The 24,571-nt window shown below is 70.1% G+C and carries 24 protein-coding genes; 14 read left to right on the top strand and 10 right to left on the bottom strand.

Translation table 11 applies throughout. The features are described from left to right. Positions 1-32: 32 nt before the first annotated feature. Positions 33-497, bottom strand: a complete 465-nt coding sequence (locus tag ACWCWD_RS24120; RefSeq protein WP_450775475.1) for a hypothetical protein — start codon at positions 495-497, stop codon at positions 33-35. Further along, the gene (locus ACWCWD_RS24115) at positions 491-949 is read right to left on the bottom strand and encodes an ATP-binding protein (protein ID WP_450775473.1); all 459 of its coding nucleotides are present in this window, start codon (positions 947-949) and stop codon (positions 491-493) included. Before ACWCWD_RS24115 ends, ACWCWD_RS24120 begins: the two co-directional genes overlap by 7 nt. A gap of 209 nt (positions 950-1,158) precedes the next feature. Between ACWCWD_RS24115 and ACWCWD_RS24110 the strand changes: the two genes are divergently transcribed. Both ACWCWD_RS24110 and ACWCWD_RS24105 read left to right on the top strand, forming a co-directional pair. Beyond that, positions 1,159-2,019, top strand: a complete 861-nt coding sequence (locus ACWCWD_RS24110) for a helix-turn-helix domain-containing protein (protein WP_450775471.1) — start codon at positions 1,159-1,161, stop codon at positions 2,017-2,019. Then, positions 2,019-2,255, top strand: coding sequence for a DUF397 domain-containing protein (locus ACWCWD_RS24105; RefSeq protein ID WP_450775470.1), 237 nt, complete (start codon positions 2,019-2,021; stop codon positions 2,253-2,255). Before ACWCWD_RS24110 ends, ACWCWD_RS24105 begins: the two co-directional genes overlap by 1 nt. A gap of 543 nt (positions 2,256-2,798) precedes the next feature. Here the strand turns inward: ACWCWD_RS24105 and ACWCWD_RS24100 are convergent. Further along, positions 2,799-3,737 (bottom strand): helix-turn-helix domain-containing protein, encoded by a 939-nt coding sequence (locus ACWCWD_RS24100; protein ID WP_450775468.1) that lies wholly within the window; start codon positions 3,735-3,737, stop codon positions 2,799-2,801. Positions 3,738-4,019: 282 nt separating this feature from the next. Between ACWCWD_RS24100 and ACWCWD_RS24095 the strand changes: the two genes are divergently transcribed. Together ACWCWD_RS24095 and ACWCWD_RS24090 are read left to right on the top strand one after the other, a co-directional pair. After that, the gene (locus tag ACWCWD_RS24095) at positions 4,020-4,229 is read left to right on the top strand and encodes a hypothetical protein (RefSeq protein WP_450775466.1); all 210 of its coding nucleotides are present in this window, start codon (positions 4,020-4,022) and stop codon (positions 4,227-4,229) included. A 105-nt stretch (positions 4,230-4,334) separates the two neighbouring features. Beyond that, complete coding sequence (locus ACWCWD_RS24090) at positions 4,335-4,781, top strand: YchJ family protein (RefSeq protein ID WP_450775464.1); 447 nt, start codon at positions 4,335-4,337, stop codon at positions 4,779-4,781. Between the two features lie 46 nt (positions 4,782-4,827). Here ACWCWD_RS24090 and ACWCWD_RS24085 read toward each other — a convergent pair whose 3' ends face one another. Beyond that, the gene (locus ACWCWD_RS24085; RefSeq protein ID WP_450775462.1) at positions 4,828-6,921 is read right to left on the bottom strand and encodes an MDR family MFS transporter; all 2,094 of its coding nucleotides are present in this window, start codon (positions 6,919-6,921) and stop codon (positions 4,828-4,830) included. Positions 6,922-6,976: 55 nt separating this feature from the next. Then, the gene (locus ACWCWD_RS24080; RefSeq protein WP_450775461.1) at positions 6,977-7,813 is read right to left on the bottom strand and encodes a hypothetical protein; all 837 of its coding nucleotides are present in this window, start codon (positions 7,811-7,813) and stop codon (positions 6,977-6,979) included. A gap of 80 nt (positions 7,814-7,893) precedes the next feature. Here ACWCWD_RS24080 and ACWCWD_RS24075 point away from each other — a divergent pair, with 80 nt between their 5' ends. Next, positions 7,894-9,144 (top strand): cytochrome P450, encoded by a 1,251-nt coding sequence (locus tag ACWCWD_RS24075; protein WP_450775459.1) that lies wholly within the window; start codon positions 7,894-7,896, stop codon positions 9,142-9,144. 47 nt (positions 9,145-9,191) lie between these two features. Here ACWCWD_RS24075 and ACWCWD_RS24070 read toward each other — a convergent pair whose 3' ends face one another. From ACWCWD_RS24070 to ACWCWD_RS24055, 4 genes are all read right to left on the bottom strand, one after another. Further along, positions 9,192-10,418 (bottom strand): acyl-CoA dehydrogenase family protein, encoded by a 1,227-nt coding sequence (locus tag ACWCWD_RS24070; RefSeq protein ID WP_450775457.1) that lies wholly within the window; start codon positions 10,416-10,418, stop codon positions 9,192-9,194. 4 nt (positions 10,419-10,422) lie between these two features. Continuing rightward, on the bottom strand, positions 10,423-10,896 hold the full coding sequence (locus ACWCWD_RS24065; protein WP_450775455.1) for an SCP2 sterol-binding domain-containing protein: 474 nt from the start codon (positions 10,894-10,896) through the stop codon (positions 10,423-10,425). A gap of 110 nt (positions 10,897-11,006) precedes the next feature. Next, on the bottom strand, positions 11,007-11,270 hold the full coding sequence (locus ACWCWD_RS24060) for a hypothetical protein (protein WP_450775453.1): 264 nt from the start codon (positions 11,268-11,270) through the stop codon (positions 11,007-11,009). A gap of 198 nt (positions 11,271-11,468) precedes the next feature. Next, positions 11,469-12,689 (bottom strand): PucR family transcriptional regulator, encoded by a 1,221-nt coding sequence (locus tag ACWCWD_RS24055; protein ID WP_450775451.1) that lies wholly within the window; start codon positions 12,687-12,689, stop codon positions 11,469-11,471. An 814-nt stretch (positions 12,690-13,503) separates the two neighbouring features. Between ACWCWD_RS24055 and ACWCWD_RS24050 the strand changes: the two genes are divergently transcribed. From ACWCWD_RS24050 to ACWCWD_RS24040, 3 genes are all read left to right on the top strand, one after another. Further along, positions 13,504-14,079, top strand: coding sequence for a hypothetical protein (locus ACWCWD_RS24050; protein ID WP_450775449.1), 576 nt, complete (start codon positions 13,504-13,506; stop codon positions 14,077-14,079). A 337-nt stretch (positions 14,080-14,416) separates the two neighbouring features. Next, on the top strand, positions 14,417-15,946 hold the full coding sequence (locus ACWCWD_RS24045) for a DUF6801 domain-containing protein (RefSeq protein WP_450775447.1): 1,530 nt from the start codon (positions 14,417-14,419) through the stop codon (positions 15,944-15,946). Between the two features lie 48 nt (positions 15,947-15,994). Then, a complete protein-coding gene (locus ACWCWD_RS24040) occupies positions 15,995-16,558 on the top strand; it encodes a hypothetical protein (protein ID WP_450775445.1) in 564 nt (187 codons plus the stop codon). A 126-nt stretch (positions 16,559-16,684) separates the two neighbouring features. Here the strand turns inward: ACWCWD_RS24040 and ACWCWD_RS24035 are convergent, their stop codons facing one another. Further along, positions 16,685-17,617, bottom strand: coding sequence for a hypothetical protein (locus ACWCWD_RS24035; RefSeq protein ID WP_450775444.1), 933 nt, complete (start codon positions 17,615-17,617; stop codon positions 16,685-16,687). Positions 17,618-18,559: 942 nt separating this feature from the next. Here ACWCWD_RS24035 and ACWCWD_RS24030 point away from each other — a divergent pair. From ACWCWD_RS24030 to ACWCWD_RS24005, 6 genes are read left to right on the top strand one after another with little or no spacing between them, the layout of a single operon-like run. Further along, positions 18,560-19,555, top strand: a complete 996-nt coding sequence (locus ACWCWD_RS24030; protein WP_450775442.1) for an ABC transporter ATP-binding protein — start codon at positions 18,560-18,562, stop codon at positions 19,553-19,555. Beyond that, positions 19,552-20,412 carry an MlaE family ABC transporter permease gene (locus ACWCWD_RS24025; RefSeq protein WP_450775440.1) on the top strand — a complete coding sequence of 287 codons (861 nt, stop codon included), beginning with the start codon at positions 19,552-19,554 and terminating at the stop codon, positions 20,410-20,412. Before ACWCWD_RS24030 ends, ACWCWD_RS24025 begins: the two co-directional genes overlap by 4 nt. A gap of 3 nt (positions 20,413-20,415) precedes the next feature. Then, positions 20,416-21,219, top strand: coding sequence for an MlaE family ABC transporter permease (locus ACWCWD_RS24020; RefSeq protein ID WP_327179132.1), 804 nt, complete (start codon positions 20,416-20,418; stop codon positions 21,217-21,219). Then, positions 21,219-22,526 (top strand): MCE family protein, encoded by a 1,308-nt coding sequence (locus ACWCWD_RS24015; RefSeq protein ID WP_450775437.1) that lies wholly within the window; start codon positions 21,219-21,221, stop codon positions 22,524-22,526. The genes ACWCWD_RS24020 and ACWCWD_RS24015 overlap by 1 nt, the downstream gene beginning before the upstream one ends. Then, entirely contained in the window at positions 22,523-23,554 is a 1,032-nt protein-coding gene (locus ACWCWD_RS24010) for an MCE family protein (protein WP_450775435.1), read from the top strand. Before ACWCWD_RS24015 ends, ACWCWD_RS24010 begins: the two co-directional genes overlap by 4 nt. Beyond that, a complete protein-coding gene (locus ACWCWD_RS24005) occupies positions 23,551-24,570 on the top strand; it encodes an MCE family protein (RefSeq protein WP_450775433.1) in 1,020 nt (339 codons plus the stop codon). Before ACWCWD_RS24010 ends, ACWCWD_RS24005 begins: the two co-directional genes overlap by 4 nt. Position 24,571: the final 1 nt, after the last annotated feature.

Below are 24,571 nucleotides of genomic sequence, written 5' to 3'. Positions count from 1 at the left end.
CCCGAGGGCCGGCGTACCGGACCGGGGAGTCCTCAGGGCGCGGTGACCGCCCGCCGGCGGCCCGGCGCTCCCCAGCTCGGCGTGACCCCGGCCACCTGGCACACCATCAGGAACAGCGGGATCGGCGGCGTGTACGGGGTGCTGCTGTCCGGCCCGTGGATGAGCCGGGGCCGTGACACCGGTACAAAGCCCCCCGCGGCGTAGGCGACCGGTTCGGGCCAGTCCAGGTCCTGGTCGGAGCCCGCCGGCACGATCCACCACCACACGTCGGCCGCCTCGAACACGCAGCCGGTGCGGGGGAGATGCGACATCAGGTGGAAGCCGTGCCGGGCCGGGACGCCCACCGCGTCGTACCCCAGGCTCGCGCACAGCTCCGGCGGCAGTGGCAGCCGCGCCCGTGCGGGACCCGCGCCGTCCCCGTCCACGGCGGTCCTGTCCTCGGCGGTCCGAGGGGCGTGGCGGCCCCCGCGCAGCCGGACCAGCGCGTCCCTCAGCACGGCTGCCCCGCACCGTGCGCCAGCTCCGACCAGACGACCCGCCCGGACGCGTCCTCCGCGTCGTGGGAGCCCCACGCCTGGCTCAGGGCGTCCACCAGGAAAAGGCCCCGCCCGTGCTCGTCGTCGGAGGAGGCGCGCAGTCTCGGGCCGCCGGTGAGCCGCCCCTGGTCCTGGACCGCTATCCGCAACAGGTGGTCCAGGCGCCGGAGTTCGCAGACGACCAGCGCGCTCGCGGTGTGCACGACGGCGTTGGTGACCAGCTCGGAGACGACGAGTGCGGCAGTGTCGCGCAGCTCGCCCCGCAGCTTCCAGACCGCGAGCCTGTCCCTGGTCAGCCTGCGCGCTCCGGCGGCCGAAGCCGGTCTGGCCGGCAGGGCGAAGCGGAAACGGAGCGCCTCAGCCCCGGAAGGGGAGCCCGCGGGACGGGGGATGAGCGCACTGCCAGGTGCCACGACCGAATCCTCACAGTGGTTGCCGCGTCATGTCCGGACCTCGACGCATCGGAGAGGGGCGGACGTGACCAAGTGAATTGGTTCAATCACCAACTCTCCCCCTGTCGCGGACACTTGGCAAGGGGCACTCTGAAAATTGCAGAGTGCCCGTGTCTTTGTCGCCACCCGCATGGCACACTGCTGACAGAAGAGACCATCGGAGGTCCGAAGTGAGCGAGCCTCGGTCAGCCCCGACCGTGGGGCAGGTCGTCCTCGGCAGGCGCCTGCAGGACCTGCGGGAGCGTGCCGGGCTCACCCGCGACCAGGCGGCCAAGGTGCTCCGCGTCGCGTCCGCCACCGTCCGCAGGATGGAGACGGCCGAGGTCGCTCTCAAGATCCCCTACGTGCAGGCCCTGTTGCGCGCGTACGGGATCGGCGAGGAGGAGGCCGACGCCTTCGTCGAACTCGCCGAGGAGGCCAACAAGCCCGGCTGGTGGCAGCGTTACCACGACGTGCTGCCCGACTGGTTCAGCATGTACGTCAGCCTGGAGGGCGCCGCGAGCCTGCTGCGCATGTACGAACCGCACTTCGTGCCCGGACTCCTCCAGACCGAGGACTACGCCCGCTCCGTGATGCTGAGCGGCGCGGTCGGCCAGTCCCGGCCCGACGACATCGAGCGGCACGTCGCCCTGCGCATGGAGCGGCAGAGCCTGCTCGCCAAGGCGGACGCGCCGAGGCTCTGGGTGGTCATGGACGAGACGGTGCTGCGGCGCCCGGTCGGTACCCCCGAGGCCATGCGCGCGCAGATCGACAAGCTTCTCGAAGCCTCCGAACAGACGCACATCACGCTGCAGATCGCGGAGTTCGCGACCGGCCACCACCCCGGGACCTACGGTCCGTTCGTGCTCTTCCGCTTCGGCGTGCCCGAGCTGCCCGACATGGTCTTCAGCGAGTACCTGACCGGCGCCGTCTACTTCGACACGCGCCCCGAGGTGGCTTCCTACCTCGAGGTCATGGACCGCATGGCGGCCCAGGCCGCGACTGCACGACGCACGAAGGACATCCTCCGGGATTTCCGCAAGGAGCTGTGATGAGCGACATCTACAACGGCATGCCGGCCCGCGCCCTCGGCGCCGAGGGCTGGTCCAAGCCCTGGAGCGGCGGCAACGGCGGCAATTGCGTCGAGACCATGAAGCTGGCGGACGGCAGAGTCGCCGTCCGCCAGTCCGCGGACCCCGACGGCCCGGCGCTCATCTACTCCACCGGCGAGATGGCCGCCTTCATCCAGGGCGCCAAGACCGGCCAGGCAGACTTCCTGCTGACCTGACCTGACCTGACCTGACCTGACCTCACTCGCTCCGACCCGGCCGACCGTGACCGGAGGCGAACCGCCCGGCGCGGCTGTTCGGTTCCGGTCGTCGTCGCCTCTCTCCGGAGCTCCCGCCTCGGCCCGTTCCTCATCCTGTGGCGCTCCTGAAGCGATGCGGGGCAGAGTGGCCGGCATGACAGACAACTCCGGCCATGCTCCCGCGGACGCGGACGACCGCCGGGCGGTGGAACACCTCCTCGGCCGCCCCTTGAACCAGACCTGGCCGGCGGGTGCGCTGGAACCGGGCAGCCGCGTCACGGTCGTTCGCGCCGAGGACTGGGACGGTCCCTGGCAGACCGAGTTCGCCGGGACGATCGATCCCATGGGGGCACCCGAACCCAATGGACACGCCCAGTCGCTCGATGGAGAGCTGCTGTACTGGGTCACCTTCGACGTACCGCAGTACGACTGCGCCGGGGCCGGGCCCTACCGCAAGGCGCAGATCTGGGGCCGGTACCTACGGGCCGAGCAGGGGCAGACGCTTGCCGAGCCAACGGGTCCTCAGCGACCTGAACCCGCCGAATGCCGTGACCCGGACGCTTCCTCCAGCAGCACGGCGCTGTCACCGGGATCCAGGGCCACCGCCCGCAGCCGCTCGAACAGCGACCGGTGGCGCAGGGTCTCCTCCTCCGAATCCAGGAACACATCACCGGCGGGGGTGTCCGCCCAGACCAGCTCCGCGTCCCGCGCGTCGGGGAAGTCCAGGTGAACGAAGCTCCCGGCCATTCCGCCGTGGGCCCCCGCGCCGAAGGGGATCACCCGCACCTCCACCCCGGGCTCCCGCCCGATCCGCACGAGGTGCTCGGCCTGCTCGCGCATCACCTCGGGCCCGCCGACCGCCCGCCGCACGGCGGCCTCGTCCACGACCGCGCGGAGCGTCGGGCCGTCCGCCTTCGCGAGCAGGCTCCGCCGTTCCATCCGCACCCGGACGTGCTCGTCGACCTCCGCCCGCCCGGCGTCGGGCCGTACGCCCCGGATCACCGCCCGGGCGTAGCGCTCGGTCTGGAGCAGTTCCGGTACGCACATCGATTCGTAGGCGCGCACCGTGCGTGCCTCGGCCTCGAAACCGAGGTACGCGAGGTATCCCTCCGAAAACCCGGCGAACCCCGCGGACCCGGCGACCCCCGCGGACCCGCCGGTCCCGGACGGCTCCGCGCCGTACGGCCGCAGCCGGCTCCGGTCGTCCGCGAGCCGCTGAGCCGCCAGCAGGTCCGCGCGCTGTACCTCCCCGGCCCCGTACGCCTCCATCAACGCCGCCAGGGTCCGCTTCTGCGGGCGGGCGCGTGCCTTCTCGATCCGGTACAGCGTCACGACGTTGATACCGGTGCGCCCGGCGACCTGCTCGCGCGTCAACTCCGCCTCGGCGCGCAGCCGCCGCAGGAGGGCGGCGAGCCGCCGCAGCCTGACGGTCGGGGGCGGGGTCTGCTGCCTGTCCGACACGGTGTGCGCCTTCCTCTCCCGGGGGTAACGAGAGTCTGGCCGGTGACGGGGCCTCACCTCAAACCGGCAGCACGCGGGCGCGGGGGACGTGAGTGGACAGAGCACAGTCACGGAGAACGCAATCTTTGCGTTCTCCCCCTCGTGCGGTGCATGCTGGGCTAGGGCATCACGCACCGTGCGTGATCCAGCACAGGGCGAGAGGGGTGCGGGCATGGCCGAGGACGCACGGACAGCCGCACGAGCAGCCGGGCGGACAGCCGGACGGGCAGCCGGGCGGGCCCGATGACGATTCCCCCGTACTGCGTCGACTGCGGCGGCCCGGTCCTCGACGAGGCGGTGGTCGTGGTGTACGGCGACAACGCGACCGGCGCCCGCGCGCACGGGTACGCGCATCCGGCGGGATCGCCCGACTGCGCGCGGGCGCCGTCCACCCGGGCGGGCGGACGGCGCCGGCTGACGGACGGAAGGGCGGAGCCCCCGCGGCGGTGGTGAGGCCCGCCGGGCGGCCGTGGGCATCCCGGCGCCCTGCTGCCGAGGGAGCGGCCCGGGAGCCGGCTCCGGCGACAAGGGGCGCATGTCTCCGGCGACAATGGGCGTATGTCACGACGCACCGCCCGCCGGAAACCGCCCGCCCCGTCCGCCCCGCGCATCACCCCGGACGCCCCCTGCCCCTGCGGCCTGCCGGCTCCGTACGGTGCCTGCTGCGGCCGGTACCACGCGGGTACGGCCGCCGCGCCCACCTGCGAGGCGCTGATGCGGTCCAGGTACGCGGCCTTCGTCGTCCGGGACGCCGGCTATCTGCTGCGCACCTGGCATCCGGCGACCCGGCCGCCGGCCGTCGAGTTCGACCCCGGCACGCGCTGGGAGCGGCTGGAGATCCTGGACACCACCGAGGGCAGCGCCTTCCACACGACGGGCACCGTCACCTTCCGCGCCCACTGGACCGAGGGCGGACGGCCCGGCAGCATGCACGAGCGGAGCACCTTCGTCCGCCACGAGGGCGGCTGGGTCTACGAGGACGGCGAGTTCCCGGACGACGAGTGAGCCCCACGAGTGCGCCCGGCGGGGGCCGTCCGGCGCCGGACGGCCGTCAGACCGCCGTACCCACCGGGGTGGGCGCGTGGTTTCGGGGAGCGGGGGCGAGTTCGGCCGCCAGGTCCTCGGCGAGGAGCTGCTTGGCGATGACGTCGACCGCCGCCCTCAGCTGCCGGTCGTCGGGCCGGGCGCCGTCCTCCTCCAGCCGTTCGTTGAGCCACCGGGCCCAGGCGGAGGTGATCGTGGCGGCCTCCCGGCGGCCCGCGGCGGTGTGCTGGAAGAGCCGTCCGTCGCCGGTCAGATAGCCCTCGTCGATCATCCGGTCGAAGACCGGGACGAGGACTTCCGGGGGCAGCCGGTGGCGGGTCGCGATCAGCCCGAGACCGGCGTGCCCGACCATCCGCGTGAACAGGTCGACCTGCATGACGGCCCAGGCGCCCGCCATGTCCAGCCGGGTGTCGGACGCGTCGACGATCCGCCGTGCCGTGTCCGGGCGGGCGCCGTGGAGGATCTTGGCCACCGAGAACTCCAGGACCCGGTCCGGGTTCCCGCTCATGGGCTGCGCGAAGCCCTCGCCCATGTCGGTCGAACCGGCCCGCGCCGAGTCCCGCAGCTTGACCTCCTTCAGGAACAGCGCCACCACGAACCCGATCAGCGCCACCGGCACCGTCCAGAGGAAGACGGTGTGGATGGTGTCCGCGTACGCCTGCGCGAGCGGCGCGGACTGGGCGTCGGGCAGGGCGTGCAGGCTCACCGGGTTCTGTGAGGCCGCGGTCAGTGTCGCGGGATCACCGCCCGCCCGCGCCGCCTCGGCCACCCCCTGCCGGAGGTTCGGCTCCAGCGAGTTGGCGTAGATCGTGCCGAAGACCGCCGTACCGAAGGAGCTGCCCAGGGTACGGAAGAAGGTCACGCCCGAGGTGGCCGTACCCAGGTCCGCGTAGTCCACGGTGTTCTGCACGGCGATCGTCAGGACCTGCATCGACAGCCCGATGCCGAGACCGAGCACGAACATGTAGACCGACTCCAGGAACACCCCGGTGTCCGGGCCCATCAGGGACATCAGGTAGAGCCCGGCGGCCATCACCAGCGATCCCACGATGGGGAAGATCCGGTACCGGCCGGTCCTGCTGACGGTGTTGCCGCTGAAGATCGAGGCGATCAGCAGACCGATGACCATCGGGAGCGTGCGGACGCCGGAGATCGTCGCCGAGTTCGCGTCCACGTACTGGAGGTACGTGGGCAGGAAGGTCATCGCCCCGAGCATCGCGAAGCCGACGATGAAGCTCAGGATCGCGCAGACCGTGAAGACCGGGTTGTGGAAGAGCCGCATCGGCAGCATCGGTTCCTTGGCCCGGCTCTCCACCCGCACGAACAGGGCGAGCGCGACGAGGCCGCCGACGAAGAGGCCGATGATGACGGGGGAGCCCCAGGCGTACTCGTTGCCGCCCCAGCTCGTGCCGAGGATCAGCGCGCTCGCGCCGACCGCCACCAGGGCGATGCCCAGGTAGTCGATGACCGGGCGGCCGGCGGCCCGTACGGACGGGATGTTCCGGGCCGCCGCGATGACCACCAGGATCGCGATCGGCACATTGACGTAGAACGCCCAGCGCCAGGTCAGATGGTCGGTGAACACCCCGCCGAGCAGCGGGCCGACGACCGTCGACACCCCGAACACGGCCCCGATCGCGCCCTGGTACTTGCCGCGTTCGCGCAGCGGGATCACGTCGGCGATCAGCGCCATCGAGGTCACCATGAGGCCGCCCGCGCCGATGCCCTGCAGCCCGCGCCAGATGATCAGCAGCAGCATGTTGGAGGCCAGGCCGCAGAGGAACGAGCCGGTGATGAAGACGATCGCCGAGACCTGGAAGACGAGCTTGCGCCCGAACAGGTCACCGAACTTGCCGACCAGCACCGTGGCGACGGTCTCGGCGAGCAGATAGGCGGTGACCACCCAGGACATGTGGGCCGCCCCGCCGAGGTCCGAGACGATCGTGGGCAGCGCCGTGCCCACGATCGTCTGGTCCAGCGCCGCGAGGAGGATCCCGAGCACGATCGTCGCGAAGACGATGTTGCGGCGGCGAGGGTCGAGGACGGGCGGCGCGGCGGCGCTCGGCGCCACCGGAGCGGTCTCGCTGCTGGCTGTGGTCACCCTCGCACCCTCACACCGGCCCCGTTCGCCCGCATGCCGGACGGAGCCGGACGAGTCAGGCGAGGATCGCCGCCACCGACTCGGCCATCCGGCTGACGAACGCCTCCCGCACCTCCTCGGACACCCGGTCGAGCGAGAGGAAGGGGTTGAGGTCCTCCAGCTCGACCAGAAGGAGCCCGCCCTCCACCGTCCGGCAGGCGTCCACGCGCTGGATGCCGTGGCTGAGGGTGTTCCACTCCACGAACGTACGGGCGAACTCCAGGTCCGCCCCGCTCGCCTCCCACGGCTCCAGCACCCACCGCCGGTCCGGGTCGGGGGCGTACAGCGCGTACTGGAAGTCGTGGTCCACGAAGTAGAAGGAGACCTCGTGGCGGAAGTCGATCCGGGGCTGCACCAGCAGCGTCCCGTCGTCCGCCGGGTCCAGCTCGGGCCGGGAGACGAAACGCAGCCCCTCGGAGTCCGCGCCCAGCTTCGGCTTCACCGCGTACGACTCCGCCGCCGGAAGCCGCCCCAGGTCGGCGGCCCGGTCCACGGTCGGGATCACCGGCAGCCCGGCCCGGTCCATGTCCACCAGGTACTGCTTGCCCGCCATGTCACCGCTGCCGTCCAGCGCGTTGTACACCGGTATCCCCAGCTCCAGCGCCCGCCGCCGGAACGCCTCGTACGCCTCCGGGTAGTGCAGCACCGGACCGCTGTTGCGCACGACCACGCCGTCGAAGCGGTCCAGCAGCGCCGCCGCGTCCCGGGGGTGGCAGAGCGCGAGGTCGAAGCGGGCGCGGAGGCGGGAGGTGAGGAAGATGTCCTCGTCGCAGTAGCGCCTGCCGCGCGCCTCGTAGGCCAGATCGGTGACGAAGAGGACGGACGGGCGGCGGGCGCCGGAGGTGAGGGTCATCGGTCTTTCCCAAGGGTGCCGGGAGCGGGTGGTCGTCAATAGCCTGGACGCCGATGACCGTTCACGACCGAGGAGCGCACATGTCTTCCGCCCCGCACGAGTCGCACGCATCGCCCGCGTCGCCACTGCCGGACATTCTCTCGCCCGCCTTCGCCGCCGACCCCTTCGGGGCCTACCGGATCATGCGGGAGCAGGCCCCGCTGATCCGGCACGAGGCGACCAACAGCTACCTCGTCTCCCGGTACGAGGACGTCGAACGGGTCTTCCGCGACAAGGCCCAGGAGTTCACCACCGAGAACTACGACTGGCAGCTCGAACCCGTCCACGGCCGCACCATCCTCCAGCTCAGCGGCCGGGACCACGCCGTCCGCCGGGCGCTGGTCGCCCCCGCCTTCCGCGGCTCCGACCTCCAGGAGAAGTTCCTGCCGGTCGTCGAGCGCAACGCCCGCGAACTGATCGACGCCTTCCGGCACACCGGCGAGGCCGACCTCGTCACCGACTTCGCCACCCGCTTCCCCGTCCTGGTCATCGCCGACATGCTCGGGCTCGACCGGGCGGACCACGACCGCTTCCACGGCTGGTACACCTCCGTCATCGCCTTCCTCGGCAACCTCGCGGGCGACCCGCAGGTCGCCGCCGAGGGCGAGCGGACCCGGCGGGAGTTCGCCGAGTACATGATCCCGGTCATCCGGCGGCGCCGGGAGGAGCCCGGCGACGACCTGCTCTCCACGCTCTGCGCCGCCGAGGTCGACGGGGTACGCATGAGCGACGAGGACATCAAGGCCTTCTGCAGCCTGCTGCTCGCGGCCGGGGGCGAGACCACCGACAAGGCCATCGCCTCGGTCTTCGCCAACCTCCTCGCCCACCCCGACCAGCTCGCCGCCGTCCGCGAGGACCGCTCACTGATCGAGCGGGCGTTCGCCGAGACACTGCGCTTCACCCCGCCCGTCCACATGATCATGCGCCAGACGGCGACGGAGGTGGAGCTGAGCGGCGGCACGGTCCCGGCCGGGGCGACGGTCACCTGCCTCATCGGTTCGGCGGGCCGCGACGACGCCCGCTACCGCGACCCGGACCGCTTCGACCTCTTCCGCACGGACCTCACCAGCACCACCGCCTTCTCGGCCGCCGCCGACCACCTGGCCTTCGCGCTCGGCCGGCACTTCTGCGTCGGCGCGCTGCTCGCCAAGGCCGAGGTCGAGACCGGCGTCGGCCAGCTCCTGGACGCGATGCCCGGCCTGCGCCTCGCGGACGGCTTCACCCCGGTGGAGCGGGGCGTCTTCACCCGGGGACCGGAGTCCCTGCCGGTGCGGTTCACGCCGGCGGGATGAACAAGTGGGCTCCGGTGGCGGGGCCGTGCCACCGGAGCCCGGCCAGGTCAGCGGATGTGCCGCCCGGTGATCGCGCGGGCGATGACCAGCCGCTGGATCTCACTGGTGCCCTCGAAGATCGTGTAGATCTTCGCGTCCCGGTACATCCGCTCCACCGGGTGCTCCCGGCTGTAGCCCGCGCCGCCCAGGATCTGTACGGCCTTCTCCGTGGCCGCGACCGCGAGTTCGCCCGCGCGCAGCTTCGACATGGAGCCCTGTCCGGCGTCGAAGGCCCGGTCGTTGCGGCCCATCCACGCGGCCTGCCAGATCAGCAGCCGTACCGCCTCGATCTCGGTACGGATGTCGGCCAGCGCGAACGCGATCGACTGGTTCTCCACGATGGGGCGGCCGAACGCCTCCCGCTGACCCGCGTACTCCAGGGCGTACTCGTACGCGGCGCGCGCGATGCCGAGCGCCTGGGCGCCGACGGTCGGGCGGCTGACCTCGAAGGTCGCCATCGCCGCCTGGCCCTTGGACGGTTTCCGGGCCGTACCGCCCTCGCGGGCGCGGGCGAGGCGGGCGTCCAGCTTCTCCTTGCCGCCGAGGAGGCAGTGGCCGGGTACGCGTACGTCGTCCAGGAACAGGTCGGCGGTGTGCGAGGCGCGCAGGCCCAGCTTCTTGACCGTGCGGCCCGCCTCCAGGCCGGGGGTGCCGGGCGGCACGATGAAGGCGGCCTGGCCCCGGGCGCCGAGCTCCGGCTCGACGGAGGCGACGACGACGTGGATCTCGGCGATCCCGCCGTTGGTGATCCACGCCTTCTGGCCGGAGAGCACCCACTCGTCCTTGGCCCCGTCGTACCGTGCCCGGGTACGCATCGCCGAGACGTCGGAGCCGGCCTGCGGCTCGGAGACGGCGAAGGCGGCCACCTTCGGGTCGTCCTCGTCGCCGTAGCACTGCGGGACCCACTCGGCGAGCTGGTCGGGAGTGCCGGAGGCGAAGATCCCGGCGACCGCGAGCGAGGTACCGAAGAGGGCCATGCCGATGCCCGCGTCGCCCCAGAAGAGCTCCTCGTTGGCGATCTGGAGGGAGAGGCCGGTCGGGTCCCCGTACATGTCGGCGAGCGACTCGAATCCGTACAGCCCGATCCGCGCGGCCTCCCGGATGACGGGCCAGGGAGTCTCCTCCCGGGCGTCCCACTCGGCCGCCGCGGGGCGCACCACTTCGGCGGCGAAGCCGTGCACCCAGTCGCGCAGATCCCGCTGTTCCTCGGTCAGGGCGAGGGAGAAGAAGCTCATCGGATCACGCCTTCGGGATGTCGAAGTAGCGGGTGAGGCCCGCGGCCAGACCGACGTCCCCGGCGATCTTCAGCTTGCGCATCATGAACATGGTGATCGGATTGCCGTTGCCGGAGACCAGTTTGAGGAAGTCGGCGTCGGCCAGTACCAGCGTGGTGCGTGGCTCGGCGGCCGAACGGCCCCGGGTGACCGAGCAGTTGCCGTCGGTGATGGCGGTCTCGTAGACCTCCTCGGTCTCACCGGTGATCTTCCAGCGGATCAGTGCCGTGACCCCTCCGGCCGCGTCCGGCCGGAACTGCTGCCGCATCCGGTCGAAGACCGCGCCGAGTATCCGGTCGCGGAGCTCGCCGTGCATCACCTCGCCGAGCTGCTTGACGGACAGGCCCTTGACGATCCGGGCGAACTCCTCGGGCGAGACGGCCGAGAAGTCGAGCCGGGACAGCTCCTCGGTCAGCTCGCCGCTGCTGTGGTCGGCCACGCCGTTTCCTTACTCCGGAGTAAACTTACTTTTGAGTAAGGTACGGCCGTCGTCATGCCGTTCGCAAGCGCCCGGCGGGAGGCTCCTGCGGAGACGTGGGAGGCGGGGCGTCAGTACCAGGGACCCGGACGGACCGTCAGCCCCGGATGGTGGGCGGCGAGCACCTTGTTGGCGCGCGCGAGGTCGGAGAGTGCCTGTTCGCGGTCGGCCTGGTCCTCGACGCCCAGCAGCGGGCCGCGGAACCTGCGGACCTCGCGCGCCGCGCAGTCGGCGTCGAACTCGGCCTGCAGTACGTGCGCCGGGACGCAGGCGCCGATCAGCGCCGCGACGCTGTCCGGAATCGGAACGGGTACGAGGAGGTGTGAGGCGGGCATGGGGGTTCCCTCTCGGTCGGTCGGCAGGAGGCGCTACGGTCGTGGTCGCCCCGAAGGGCATCCCGCGTCTCCTTGTGTACGGCACACGGGTCCGGGTTTCTCGTCGGAACCGTCTTGTTGCCGCAACCGTTTGGGACTGACCGGCTATTTCCCCTTACTCGGGGGTAAGTTGACTCGTCGCGCGGTTTGTGGTGGTTGTCACCGTCGTGGGGTGCCGTCGCCGCCGCGGGAGCGGAGACGGAGCGCCCGCAGGACGGCCTCGGTGGAGAAACGGCTCTCGGGGTCGACCAGTTGCTCGCCGAACAGGGACTCCAGGCTCCGCATGCGGTAACGGACCGTCTGCGGGTGGACGTCGAGCAGTTCGCCCATGTGGGCCGCGGTCCCCCGGGTGTCGAGCCAGATCCGCAGGGTCTCGATCAGCCGCTCCCGGCGGGTGGCGCTGAGGGCGGAGACCGGGGCCAGCTCCCGCTTCGACAGCTGGTCCAGCAGAGCTGTGTCGGAGAGCAGCCACAGGGTGATGAGGTGGTCCTCCGCCAGCACCAGCGGGGCGTCGTCGATCACACCCGTGTCCACCAGCTCGAGGAGCCGGCGGGCCCAGCGGATCGAGTCCGGGGCGTGGGACGGCGGGACGGTCAGGCCGACCGCCGCGTGCGCGCCCAGTAACGCGTGGTCGAGCATGCGTCTTCGCGCGTCGTCGATCGGGCCCGGAATGAGCATGTTCGGCTGAGGATCCGTCAGGTCGGCCAGCACGTCGCGGTCCAGCGCGAGCCGCCCCAGGTCGGGGGAGGGGCGCAGGGCGACCAGGGTCACCTCCTCCGGCATGGTCCAGCCCGTCTGCTCGCAGAGTTCGGCGATCGCGCTGCGGGGGGCCGGGCGGCCCGTGAGGATCAGGTGCAGCAGGCGGCGGCGGAGCGTCTCGGTGTGGTCGTCGGTGGCGGCCCGTACCTCCAAGTATCCCTCGCGGGAGAGGGATTCGAGCTCGTCGACGTAGGTGAACAGGGCGTCCGCGAAGGTCAGCATCATGGTGGGGGAGAGGTTGTAACGCCGTCCCACCTTCTTCGCCCGGCGCAAGGCGATACGGGCACCGAGGCGGTAGGCCCCCTGGAGCTGGTCGAGGCCCCTGCCCTCGTACGCCTCGAACCGGCCGAACCGCCTGCACATCTCGTCCCGCAACGGGGTGGGCGCGGACGGCCGCGCCACCTGTTCGACGAAGACGGAGATGCTCTGTTCCAGGCCGACCCGGATGCCCTCGCCGTGCGGGCTGTCGAAGAGCCGCGCGTACTCCGGGTAGGCGCGGGTGACCTCCAGGCCTATCTCCCGGATGAGGCTCGGGAGTTCGGGGCGGACGATCGCGGCGAACTCCTGGGGCAGTGGTCCCAGAGGTTCCCCGAGGTCCGAGGGCTGCGAGACTGCCGGCATGTTGCTTTACCCCTAGCTCTCCCGTGCCCCGACGGCGGCGGGCAGGGGGGAGGGCGCTCCCACATGCCGCCAGGTGCGTACCCATTGGAATCTTGAACATAGAGCACGTCCGAGCGCGTGGACACCGGTGAGACGACGGGAAGTACGCGGAGTGACTATGCCGGTGGCGACTTTGAGCCACTGACGACCCGGAATCCGTCAGTCCTCTTCCCGGAAGGGCTTGGGCTCGAATCCGCCCGGGAATGCCGCTGCTGCCCGCGTGATAGCGCACGCGAGCCACAATTCCGCGGTGCTTTACCGGAACGGGAGAGATCCGAAGGTGCGGTGCGCATTCCTCGGCGGTCCGTACTAATTCCGCCTGAGGAGCGATGTCGGACCGATCAATCATCAATCATCGCTCACGGGTGCGCCGGTGCTGAGGCTTGATCCGGACGGGCCTCCCGCTGTCCGGCATCCCGCTCTGACATGGGAAGTTGTGAGCAATGGGGGCGTGGGCCGGCCCGATGAGGGTTGGTGACACGATCTCGCGGAGCGCGCGGTTGCTCACTTTTCGACAAGAACGGGGCGGCACGTGGTCGGCACTTGCTCGCCGTCCAATAAAAGACCGGCCGAAAAACACTCTTCCGGAATTTCTTCAGCAAGGCTGTTGCGGAGGCACGTTACCCGCCCGTAGCGTCATCGTCGAACGCAAGCGGTCGAGCGGTCCGTCAGGGCGGGCCGTCACTTCACACCACCCTTGTCCCCCCGGATTACCGCCTCTTTCCGGAGACGAGTATGTCCGGATCGGGATACTCTCCCCCGAAGGGAATCCATCGTGAACACCCTTGCCCGTAGAGCCGCCGTCGTCCTCGCCGCCGGTGGCGCCGCCCTCGGCATGACCGTCTCGTCCGCTTCGGCCGGTGTCCAGGCACCGTGGACGGTCACCCCGTCCGGCGCCTACTCCGCCACCGCGTCCAGCCCGACGCTGAGCGTCCCGCTCGCCACGCTCATCTGCACGTCCAGCACCGCGACCGGCAACCTGGCGTCGAGCACCACCAACACGGTCGGCACCATCGGCGCGATCACCTTCACCGGCTGCAACCTGGCGGGTCTGAGCTTCACCGTGACGATGAACGTCACGCCGTGGAACATCAACGCCACGTCCAAGAGCGGCAGCATCGTGACCGGCAACGTCAGCAACGTCTCGGCGAAGATCGCCGGCGTCGGCTGCACCGCGACCTTCGCGGGCACGGTCAACGGCACCTACAACAACAGCACCTGGGTGCTGGGCCTGAACGGCACCGGCACGCTCAAGGCCACGGCCGCGAACTGCCTCGGCCTCATCAACGTCAACGACGCGGCCGCCTTCACCGGGAACTACCTGGTGAACACCCACCCGGTGATCTCCTAGGCCGTGTGTCGGAAGTCCCGCCTGTCCTGCGACGCCCGGCACGCACGCTCGCAGCGTTGTCGGGATCACCCCGATACATCCAGTATCGGAGTGACCCTCCGCCTTGCGATCGCACGCACCGGACGCCGCCGGACCCGCCCTCCGGGCGGACGGCGCCACTTTCGACACACGACCTGGTACTCCCACGGCACATGAGCCTCCGGGCCGACGGTGAGCAGCGACCCTGCCACCGTCGGTCCGGATCGTGCGTTCTGCGATCGGCCGGGCGGTGTCCGGCGGGCGCTGCCCGCTCCGGAGCGGGCAGCATTCCACAATCCCAGCGAAAGACAGGGCCAGGATGAGCGAGAAGACATCGGCGACCGCCTCGCGGCGATCCGTACGTCTGGCATCCGTCGCGGCCGTCGCCACCATCGCCGGACTGCTGAGCGGTCCGGGGTCGGCGGCCGACGACGTGGACGCCAGCGCCGTGGTGACGTACGACTGCGATCTGCCCTCGGGAACGGTCCAGGTGCCGTTGGAGGTGCGGGGGACGTTTCCGGCCACCGGCGAGGTGGATGTGCCGATGTCACCCGCGGACGTGAGCATGACGGCCGACTTCGAGGCCGCAGATCTCGCACAACTGTTGCCGGAGGGGGCCACCGAGGTCGTCAGCACCGCGACACTCGACGTGGACGTGGTGCAGAACGACCAGACGGCCCAGGCGCAGTGGGCCCAGTTCGCCGCGCCCGCCACGCCGCTGGCCGGCGACGAGAACGGGAAGGTGCGGCTCGCGCACACGGGTGAGGTCCCCTCGGTCACCGTCAGCGCGGCCGGTGACGTGACTCTGACAGCAGGGCAGTTGACCCTCGGACTGAGCGTCCCGGCCGCTGAAGGCGAGGAGACGCCGGCCGAACCGGTGACCCTGACCTGTGACCGTTCCGAGGGGGAGGCGGGCCTGCTGGCGACGGTCCAGGTGCCGGACGCGGGCACGCCGGACCCGGGCGGAGAGACCGACCCCGGGGAGGGCGGTGGGGAGGACCCGGGTGACCCCGGCGAGGAGCCCCCGGTGGAGCCTCCCGTGGACGGGTCGGCCTTCTGCCCTGCGGAGATGCCCCTGGGGGACCTGGACACGAGCGACGTCGACCCGATGCCGGCGGGCGCGCCACCGATCGTGATGAACTCGCCGTTCCCTCAGAAGGTCTGTGGGTACGCGGCGGGGGTGGCGACCGTCAAGAAGCTCAACGGGTCCATGATCATCAATGATCCTGAGAAGAAGCCGGTATTGATCACCGCGACCGCCAACAGACGGACCACCGTCCGGATGCCGACGGCGGAGGGCGGCTACTACGTACAGCTCGACTCGACCGCCCGCATCGACCTTCCCGATGCCGAATCGACGTTCCTCGCGTTCGGCTTCCAGCCCGTCTCCGCCAAGGTGTCGTTCGATACCGGACCCATGACCATCTCCACCGGCTCGGTGATGCCGATCGGGGGGATGATGAGCAACTTCGCGGTAGCCTCCTTCACCCAGTCGATGAGGTTGCACGACGTGAAGGTGAACGGTGTCCCCCTCGACGTGGGACCCGACTGCCGGACCTCGAAGCCGTACAAGGTGGTACTCCGCGGTGATTTCACGAAGGAGCCGCGCTACCTGAACGTGCTCATGGGCGGTGCGCTCAACGGAACACTGGACATTCCCGCGTTCTCCGGTTGCGGTACCGGCGGTGAGGATCTGGACGCGTTGTTCACCGCGTCGATTTCCGGGCCGGGAAACACCATCGCGATGAACCAGGCCAACATGTGCGTCCCGGACGCGGACCCGGAGTACTGGAACTGTCCTCCGCTGATCCCCCAGCTGCCCGGAAGCCCCACGCCCGTCGTCGGCTGATCCCCTGAGGAGAACCGCACCATGAGAAGACGCAGGAGAAACACAAGCATGCTCGTGGCCGCGCTGTCCGCGGCGATGGCGCTGACGGCGACCTCCGCGTCGGCGACGGCTTCCGCCTCCTGTGCGGTGACTCCGGGGGGTGCCTTCTCGGGACACGGCGTACCCGCGACCTGGGCCTGGCCCGCGATGTCGTTCTACTGCTCCGCGACCGACGTGGCCGGATCCTTCGTACCGGCGCCCGTGGGAAGCGTGGTCGGAACGGTGAGCTCCGTGGCGTTCAGCGGGTGCACGCTCGCCGGCATCGCCTACAGCATCACCCTGACGTCGGGCGCCCGGCCGCTCACCGCGACCGGGGCAGTGGCGGGCCGGCCCACCTGGGTCGGCGTCTCCGTGAGCGGGCTGGCCTTCCGTATGACGGGAACCGGCTGCACGGCGAATTTCGGGGGCAGCCTGACCGGCCACTACGAGAATGACACCGGACATCTGGTCATCGACGGCTCCACCATGACGGTGAGCGCGGCCAACTGCCTGGGCCTGCTCCAGGCGGGCGATCCGACAGACTTCGACGCCGACTACGCCGTCAACCCGCACCAGACCATCCAGGTCTCGTGACGGGAGGACACGTACGACAGTGGGGCCACCCTCGAACCGAGGTTGGCCCCACTGTCGTTCAGCCATGCGGGGAGAGCCAGGGCTGTCCGGATCGGGCTGAGCCCAGCCCGATCCGGACGAAAGGCCCTACTTCACGGCCGAGTGCCAGTACCGGGACAGGTCCTTGCCGGCGTTCGGGGCGGCGGCGCCCGGGTCGTTGATGGTGACGACGTTCGTCTGCGCGTTGTTCAGCGTCAGGCTGTTGGTGCCGGCGGCGGCGGGCAGGCCCGTCTTGAGGTTGACCGCCCAGTTGAGCAGCCCGAGACCGCAGCCGTTGGCACCGGGAGCGGCGAAGGTGGTGTCCGACTGCGTGGCGCCCGCGAGGCTGATGCGGCCCAGCACGCCCTCGGGGTTGTCGGAGCCGTCCCCGTTGAACTGGAAGGAGCCGATCGAGGGCAGCGTCGAGTTCTTCGGGTGCAGCAGGATCGGGGCGGACGAGCTGCCGATGTAGCAGTTGTCGCCCAGCAGCGGGTTGGTCAGGTGGATGCGGACCGGCAGGGTGATGATCGGCGTGGTGGTGCCGAGGCCGGCCAGGAGCTGGAAGTCCGAGGGGTTGTTGACGGACTCGATGGTGGCGGTCACCCGGTTGAGGTTGACGTCGGCGAGGCTGTTGCAGATGCCGGTGATGACGAATATGTCGCTCGGGCACATCAGCCCGAGGAGACCTCCGGGGATGTCGGCGGGCGCCGCGACCAGCGCGCCGCCTGCCGGAGAGACCGCCGTCGAGGTGTTGTTGGGGTGGGTCACCACGCCGAGCTGGAGGTCGCTCGCGCCGAACGGGACCACGGTGTTGCCGAGCTTGATGGTGCCGCTCGCGGAGTGCGAGGAGACGCAGACCGCGGTGTCCGTGGCGCCGTCGGCGGCCAGCATGGCGGCCGAGTCCACCGGGCACCGGGTGAAGGAGGCCCAGTTGCCGTTGAGGGTCGTGGCGGCGGTGGCGGACCCCATGGACGCGAAGGCGCCGAGGGCGGTGAGGCCGGCCAGCAGTCCCATGCGCGTCCGGTTCGAAGTGGCTCTCATGTCATCCCCTTTGACGGCAGCCGCCGTACGGGCGGCGGCATGCGCGGAGTTGCTCGGAAAGCGCCCGGTGAATGGGGCGCTGAGAACGGGCGGTGCGTCCGCCGAGGGAAGCGGCTCCGGCGGCGACGAGAATCGCTACGGTGAAATGAGCGCTGTTTCGATGGGATCTGCTCCCGAGTGGCTCCGCTCTTATCACCGAGCCGTGACGTTACTGGCGGGTCACACCGGTGCACAATGGCGGCGTTTGACAATCCTCGAAGGCGGCCTTGTTCTCGTGCCTGGGTGAGTGCTTATCCGGCCATTCTTGTCAGATGGTGAGCGGAGAGCTCATCCCGTGAAATGCGGAGCCCGGGTTTCCGTTTGTGAGGGTCGTCCGGCCGGCGCATACCGCACGGGGCGGGCGTGACGTGCGGTGATGCGACTGGACGGAGGGTCGGGCGACGGGAAAATTGTCACCCGGGAATAGTTCTGACGGCCGAACTGCTCACTTCTCGCGCAGAAATACGGGGCCGTAGGTTTGGCCGGGAAAACTTGGACGACGTGTATTGCCTGCCAGGTTACCCGCCCGTAGCCTCGCCCCGTGAGCACCCGGCGAAGTGTGCGGGTCTCCGCCGTCACGTGCGGGATCGGAACCCGGAGCGGCCCGCCGCACCGGTCTTCCCTCCCGGGAGCCCACCGTCCCGCCACCCCCCTGCGGCCCGGACTCTCGCCCCTCGGGGGCACCTCGACCCCGGCTTCACGGGGCGGGGATCCCCCGCCTGTGCCGTCCGTGGTGAGTACGCAGAAAAGAACAAGATTGCCACCGGGTTTTGTCACTCGATGACAAGTGTGCCGATCTTTGGCCTCTTGACTGTTCGAGGGCTTGTCCTGGTGGCGTCCGTGAACTTAACGTGCGCCCGTCGGCGCATTTCTGTCACTTCGTGAGTGCATGCAGGAGGTGGGATGGGAATCGAAGTCGTCGTCGAAGGCCTTACCAAGTCTTTCGGCAGACAGAACATCTGGCAGGATGTGTCACTCACGCTTCCCGCCGGTGAGGTCAGTGTCATGCTCGGGCCGTCCGGCACCGGGAAGACCGTGTTCCTGAAATCCATCATCGGGCTCCTCAAGCCCGAACGGGGACGCGTCCTCATCAACGGTGTCGACATGGTGAACAGCCCCGAGCGGGACATCTACGAGACCCGGAAACTCTTCGGGCTCATGTTCCAGGACGGCGCCCTTTTCGGCTCGATGTCCCTCTTCGACAACATCGCCTTCCCGCTGCGCGAGCACACGCGCAAGACGGAATCCGAGATCCGTCGCATCGTCATGGAACGCATCGACATCGTCGGCCTCCTCGGTGCCGAGGGTAAACTGCCCGGGGAGATCTCGGGCGGCATGCGCAAGCGGGCCGGCCTGGCCCGCGCCCTGGTCCTGGACCCGCAGATCATCCTCTGCGACGAGCCGGACTCCGGCCTCGACCCGGTGCGCACCGCCTACCTCTCGCAGCTCCTGATCGACCTCAACGCGCAGATCGACGCGACGATGCTGATCGTCACCCACAACCTCGACATCGCGGCCACCGTCCCCGACAACATGGGGATGCTCTTCTCCCGCAACCTCGTCACCTTCGGCCCGCGCGAGGTGCTGCTCACCAGCGACCTGCCGGTGGTCTCACAGTTCCTCTCGGGCCGCCGCGAGGGACCCATCGGCATGTCCGAGGAGAAGGACGCCGCCCTGCTCGCCGCCGAAGCCTCCGACGGCCACGGCCCCGGCGGCTACGCCGGCCAGGGGCCGCGCGGCGTCGTCCCGCAGCTGGAACCCTCGCCCGGGATGCCCGTACGGCAGGGCGCCCTGCGCCGCCGCGAGCGGGTCGCCGCGATGATGCACCAGCTGCCGGTCGCCGCCCAGCACGCCATCCTGCGCAGCCAGACCACGGCCACCGGCGGTGCGCGCCCGTGACCGCCGAGATACCGGTGCGGCCGGCCGAGCCGCCACAGAAGCCGCCACCCGCGCCCGTACCGTCCCCGCAGCCCGTGCAGAAGCAGCCCTCGCGGCTGCTCGCACCGCTGCGGGAGACCGGGAAGCTCTTCGCCCTCGGGATCGCGGTGACCCGGGCCGTCTTCCGACGCCCGTTCCAGGCGCGGGAGTTCATCGAGCAGTTCTGGTTCATCGCCAGCGTCACCATCCTGCCCGCCGCGCTCGTCTCCATCCCGTTCGGCGCGGTCATCGCCCTCCAGGTCGGCTCGCTCACCCAGCAGCTCGGCGCCCAGTCCTTCACCGGCGGCGCCAGCGTCCTCGCGGTCATCCAGCAGGCCAGCCCGCTCATCGTCGCGCTGCTCATCGCGGGCGCCGGCGGCTCCGCGATCTGCGCCGACCTGGGCTCCCGCAAGATCCGCGAGGAGCTCGACGCGATGGAGGTCATGGGCGTCTCGCCCGTGCAGCGCCTCGTCGTCCCGCGCGTCCTCGCCACCATGTTCGTCGCCCTGCTGCTCAACGGCCTGGTCTCGGTCGTCGGCACCCTCGGCGGCTACTTCTTCAACGTGATCATGCAGGACGGCACCCCCGGCGCCTACCTCGCCAGCTTCTCCGCGCTCGCCCAGCTGCCCGACCTCTGGATCAGCGAGTTCAAGGCCCTCATCTTCGGCTTCCTCGCCGGCATCGTCGCCGCCTACCGCGGCCTCAACCCGCGCGGCGGTCCCAAGGGCGTCGGCGACGCGGTGAACCAGTCCGTCGTCATCACCTTCATGCTGCTGTTCTTCGTGAACATGGTCCTCACGGCGGTCTACCTCCAGATCGTCCCCGCGAAGGGGGGCTGACCGATGTCCATGCTCAGCTGGCTCGACCGCTCCGGCGACCAACTCAACTTCTACGTCCGTGCGTTGATCTGGATCCCGCGCACACTGCGCCGCTACACCAAAGAGGTGCAGCGCCTCCTCGCCGAGGTCGCCTTCGGCAGCGGCGGCCTCGGGGTCATCGGCGGCACCATCGGCGTGATGATCGCCATGACGCTCTTCACCGGGACCGTCGTCGGCCTCCAGGGGTACGCCGCCCTCAACCAGATCGGCACCTCCGCCTTCACCGGCTTCATCTCCGCCTACTTCAACACCCGTGAGATCGCACCCCTGGTGGCCGGACTCGCGCTCTCCGCGACCGTCGGCGCCGGCTTCACCGCCCAGCTCGGCGCGATGCGGATCAACGAGGAGGTCGACGCGCTGGAGGCGATGGGCGTCCGCTCGATGCCCTACCTCGTCACCACCCGGATCATCGCGGGCGTCGTCGCCATCATCCCGCTCTACGCGATCGGGCTGCTCTCCTCGTACGTCGCCTCCCGGTACGTCACCGTCCTCTTCAACGGTCAGTCCGAGGGCACCTACGACCACTACTTCAACCTCTTCCTCTCCCCGGACGACGTGCTGCTCTCCGTCCTCAAGGTGCTGATCTTCAGCGTGCTGGTGATCCTCGCCCACTGCTACTACGGCTTCCGCGCCGAAGGCGGCCCCGCCGGGGTCGGCATCGCGGTGGGCCGCTCGGTGCGCAACGCGATCGTGCTGATCAGCGTCACCGACTTCTTCCTCTCGCTCGCCATCTGGGGCGCCACGACGACCGTGAAGGTGGCCGGCTGATGAACGCGCAGACGGTACGCCGCAGAGCCGCCGGGGTCACCTTCCTGCTGGTGCCCGCCGTGCTCGTATGGGTCTCGGTCTCGGTGTACGAGAAGGACTTCCAGGACGACGCCACCGTGACCGTACGCACCGGCTCGGTCGGCAACGAGATGCACGACAACGCCGACGTGAAGCTCCGCGGCGTCGTCGTCGGCCAGGTCCGCTCCATCAGCGCGGACGGCGACGGGGCCCGCCTCACCCTCGCCATCGACCCGGACAAGCTGCACCAGGTCCCCGCCGACGTCACCGCGCAGATGCTGCCCACCACCCTCTTCGGGGAGCGGTTCGTGGCCCTCGTACCGCCGCAGGTGTCCTCCGGGGAGCCGCTGCGCGCCGGGGCGGTCATCCCGCAGGACCGTTCCAGCAACGCCATCGAACTGGAGCAGGTGCTCGACAACGTCCTGCCGCTGCTCACCGCCGTGAAGCCGGAGAAGCTCTCCGCCACCCTCACGGCCGTCTCCCAGGCGCTCGAAGGACGCGGCGAGAAGCTCGGTGACACGCTCGTCACCCTGGACGCCCACCTGAAGAAGCTCAACCCGCAACTCCCCACGCTCAACCGGGACATCCAGGAGCTGGTGAAGGTCAGCTCGGTCTACGCGGACGCGGCGCCGGACGTGGTCGACGCGCTCACCGACTTCACCACCACCAGCGGCACCATCGCCGACCAGGAGGCCGAACTCGCGGGCCTGTACGGGACGACGACCGCCTCCGCGAGGGACGTCACCGCCTTCCTGCGGAAGAACAAGGACAACCTCATCCGGCTCTCCGCCTCAGGGCGTCCCACCCTCGAACTCCTCGCGAAGTACGCCGACGAGTACCCCTGCACCCTGCGCACCATGGCCGGCATGGTGCCCGCCATGGACAAGGCGCTCGGCAAGGGCACCGACCAGCCCGGCCTGCACGTCACCCTCAAGACCGTCCCGTCCAAGGGGAAGTACGTCGCCGGGCGCGACACCCCGAGCTACACGGCCACCGGCGGCCCGCACTGCTACTCCGTGCCGTACCTGGGCGCCGCCGCCCCCTCCGCCGAGACCCTGGTGGCGGCGGACAGCGGAACGGACACCGGCGCCGATTCCGCGGCCGTGGACAGCGGCACCGGAGCAGCCGCCGGCGAACGCTCCCTCGGCGTCGCCAACTCCCCCGAGGAGAGCGCGCTCGTCAACGAACTCGTCGCTCCCACACTGAAAGTCCAGCCGCAGGACCTGCCCGACTGGAGCAGCGTGCTCATCGGTCCGGCCTTCCGCGGTGCGGAGGTGAAGCTCAAGTGAAGCGCCGCTCCCTCGCGGGACCCCTCACGAAATCGATCGTCTTCGTCCTGGTGACGACCCTGGCGACCACCGTGCTCGCCCTCTCCATCGCCAACACCGGTGTGGGCGACACCACTTCGTACAAGGCCCGGTTCACCGACGCCACCGGGCTCGTCGTCGGCGACAGCGTCCGCATCGCCGGGGTCAAGGTCGGCCAGGTCGAGTCCATCGGCCTCGCCGACCGCCGGGTCGCCGAAGTCCGGTTCGCCGTACGCAAGGGGCGTACGCTCCCCGCCTCGGTCACCGCGTCCATCAAGTACCTCAACATGGTGGGCCAGCGCTACATCGACCTCGACCAGGGCGCCGGGCCCGTCGGCCGGAGCTTCGCGGCCGGGGCCACCATCCCGCTCGCCCGCACCACCCCCGCGCTCGACCTGACCCAGCTCTTCAACGGCTTCCAGCCGCTCTTCGAGGGCCTCTCGCCGCCCGACGTCAACGAGCTCGCCGGCTCCATCGTGCAGGTGCTCCAGGGCGAGGGCGGCACGGTCGACAGCATCCTCAGCCACGTCGGCTCGCTCACCACGACCGTGGCCGCCAAGGACAAGGTCATCGGCGAGGTGATCAAGAACCTCAACGAGGTGCTGAAGACGGTCAACGACCGCGAGGCCGGGTTCACCGAACTGGTCGACACGCTCCAGCAGTTGGTCACCGGATTCGCCGGGGACCGCAAGCCGCTCGGCGAGGCCGTCACCGCCATGGGCGCCCTCACCACCGTCACCGCCGACCTCTTCGAGGACGGCAGGAAGCCCCTCAAGGACAGCATCAAGCAGGTCGGCCGGCTCTCCGACCAACTCGCCGACGCCACACCGGAGATCGAGAACTTCCTGGCGAAGACCCCGGCCAAGATGGAGGCGATCACCCGCCTCACCTCGTACGGGTCGTGGATGAACCTCTACCTCTGCGAGGCCAAGGTCTCCGGGGTCACCACCAGCGACGGCAGCAAGCCGCCCACCGGTATCGCGATCACCGAACCGAGGTGCACGGCGTGAACATCACCCCCATACGGGAACGCAACCCCGTCGCCGTCTCGGTCGCCGGGCTCGTCGTCCTCGGCCTCGTCGGGTTCGCCGCCTTCCACGCCGACGCGCTGCCCCTCGTGGGCGGCGGCACGACCTACACCGCCGACTTCTCCGAATCCGCCGGGCTCTCCGACGGCGACGAGGTCCGCATCGCCGGCGTGAAGGTCGGCGAGGTCACCGGCGTCTCGCTCGACGGCGCCAAGGTCAAGGTCACCTTCCGGGTGAAGGACGCCTGGATCGGAGACTCCAGCACCGTCGGCATCGCCATCAAGACCCTGCTCGGCGACAAGTACCTCGCCGTCGACCCGCTGGGCACCACCTCCCAGGACCCGTCCCACCGCATCGGGGCCGACCGCACCACCTCCCCGTACGACGTCACCCAGGCGTTCAACGGACTCGGCGAGACCATCGACGAGATCGAGACCGACCAGCTCGCCGCGAGCTTCGACGCGATCTCCGACACCTTCAAGGACTCCCCGGCCCACGTCCGCAGCGCCGCCGACGGCCTCTCCGCGCTCTCCCGTACGGTCTCCGCGCGCGACGCCGAACTCGCCACCCTGCTCAAGGCGAGCAAGCAGCTCACCAAGACCCTTTCCACCAAGGAGAGCTCCTTCGAGACGCTGCTGAAGGATGGCAACCTCCTGCTGAGTGAGATCCAGGCCCGCCGGGACTCCATCCACCAGCTGCTCACCGGCACCAAGAACCTCGGCATCCAGCTCACCGGCGTCGTCCAGGACAACAACAAGCAGCTGAAGCCCACCCTGGACGCACTCGGCAGGGTCACCGCCGTCCTGGTGAAGAACGAGGACAGCCTCGACAAGGTCCTCTCGATGGCCGGCGACTACAACCGGCTCGTCGGCAACACCCTCGGCAACGGCCGTTGGTTCGACAACTACGTCTGCGGGGTCGTCCCCAAGAACTACCTGCCGGCCGACGCGACCCCGGCCACCGGATGCATGCCGCCCAAACAGGAAGGGGGCAGCTGAA

The sequence above is a fragment of the Streptomyces sp. NPDC001493 genome (genome assembly GCF_053597235.1).
Note: the sequence above shows the minus strand (reverse complement) of the source record. Positions and strands in the feature narration are given on the sequence as shown.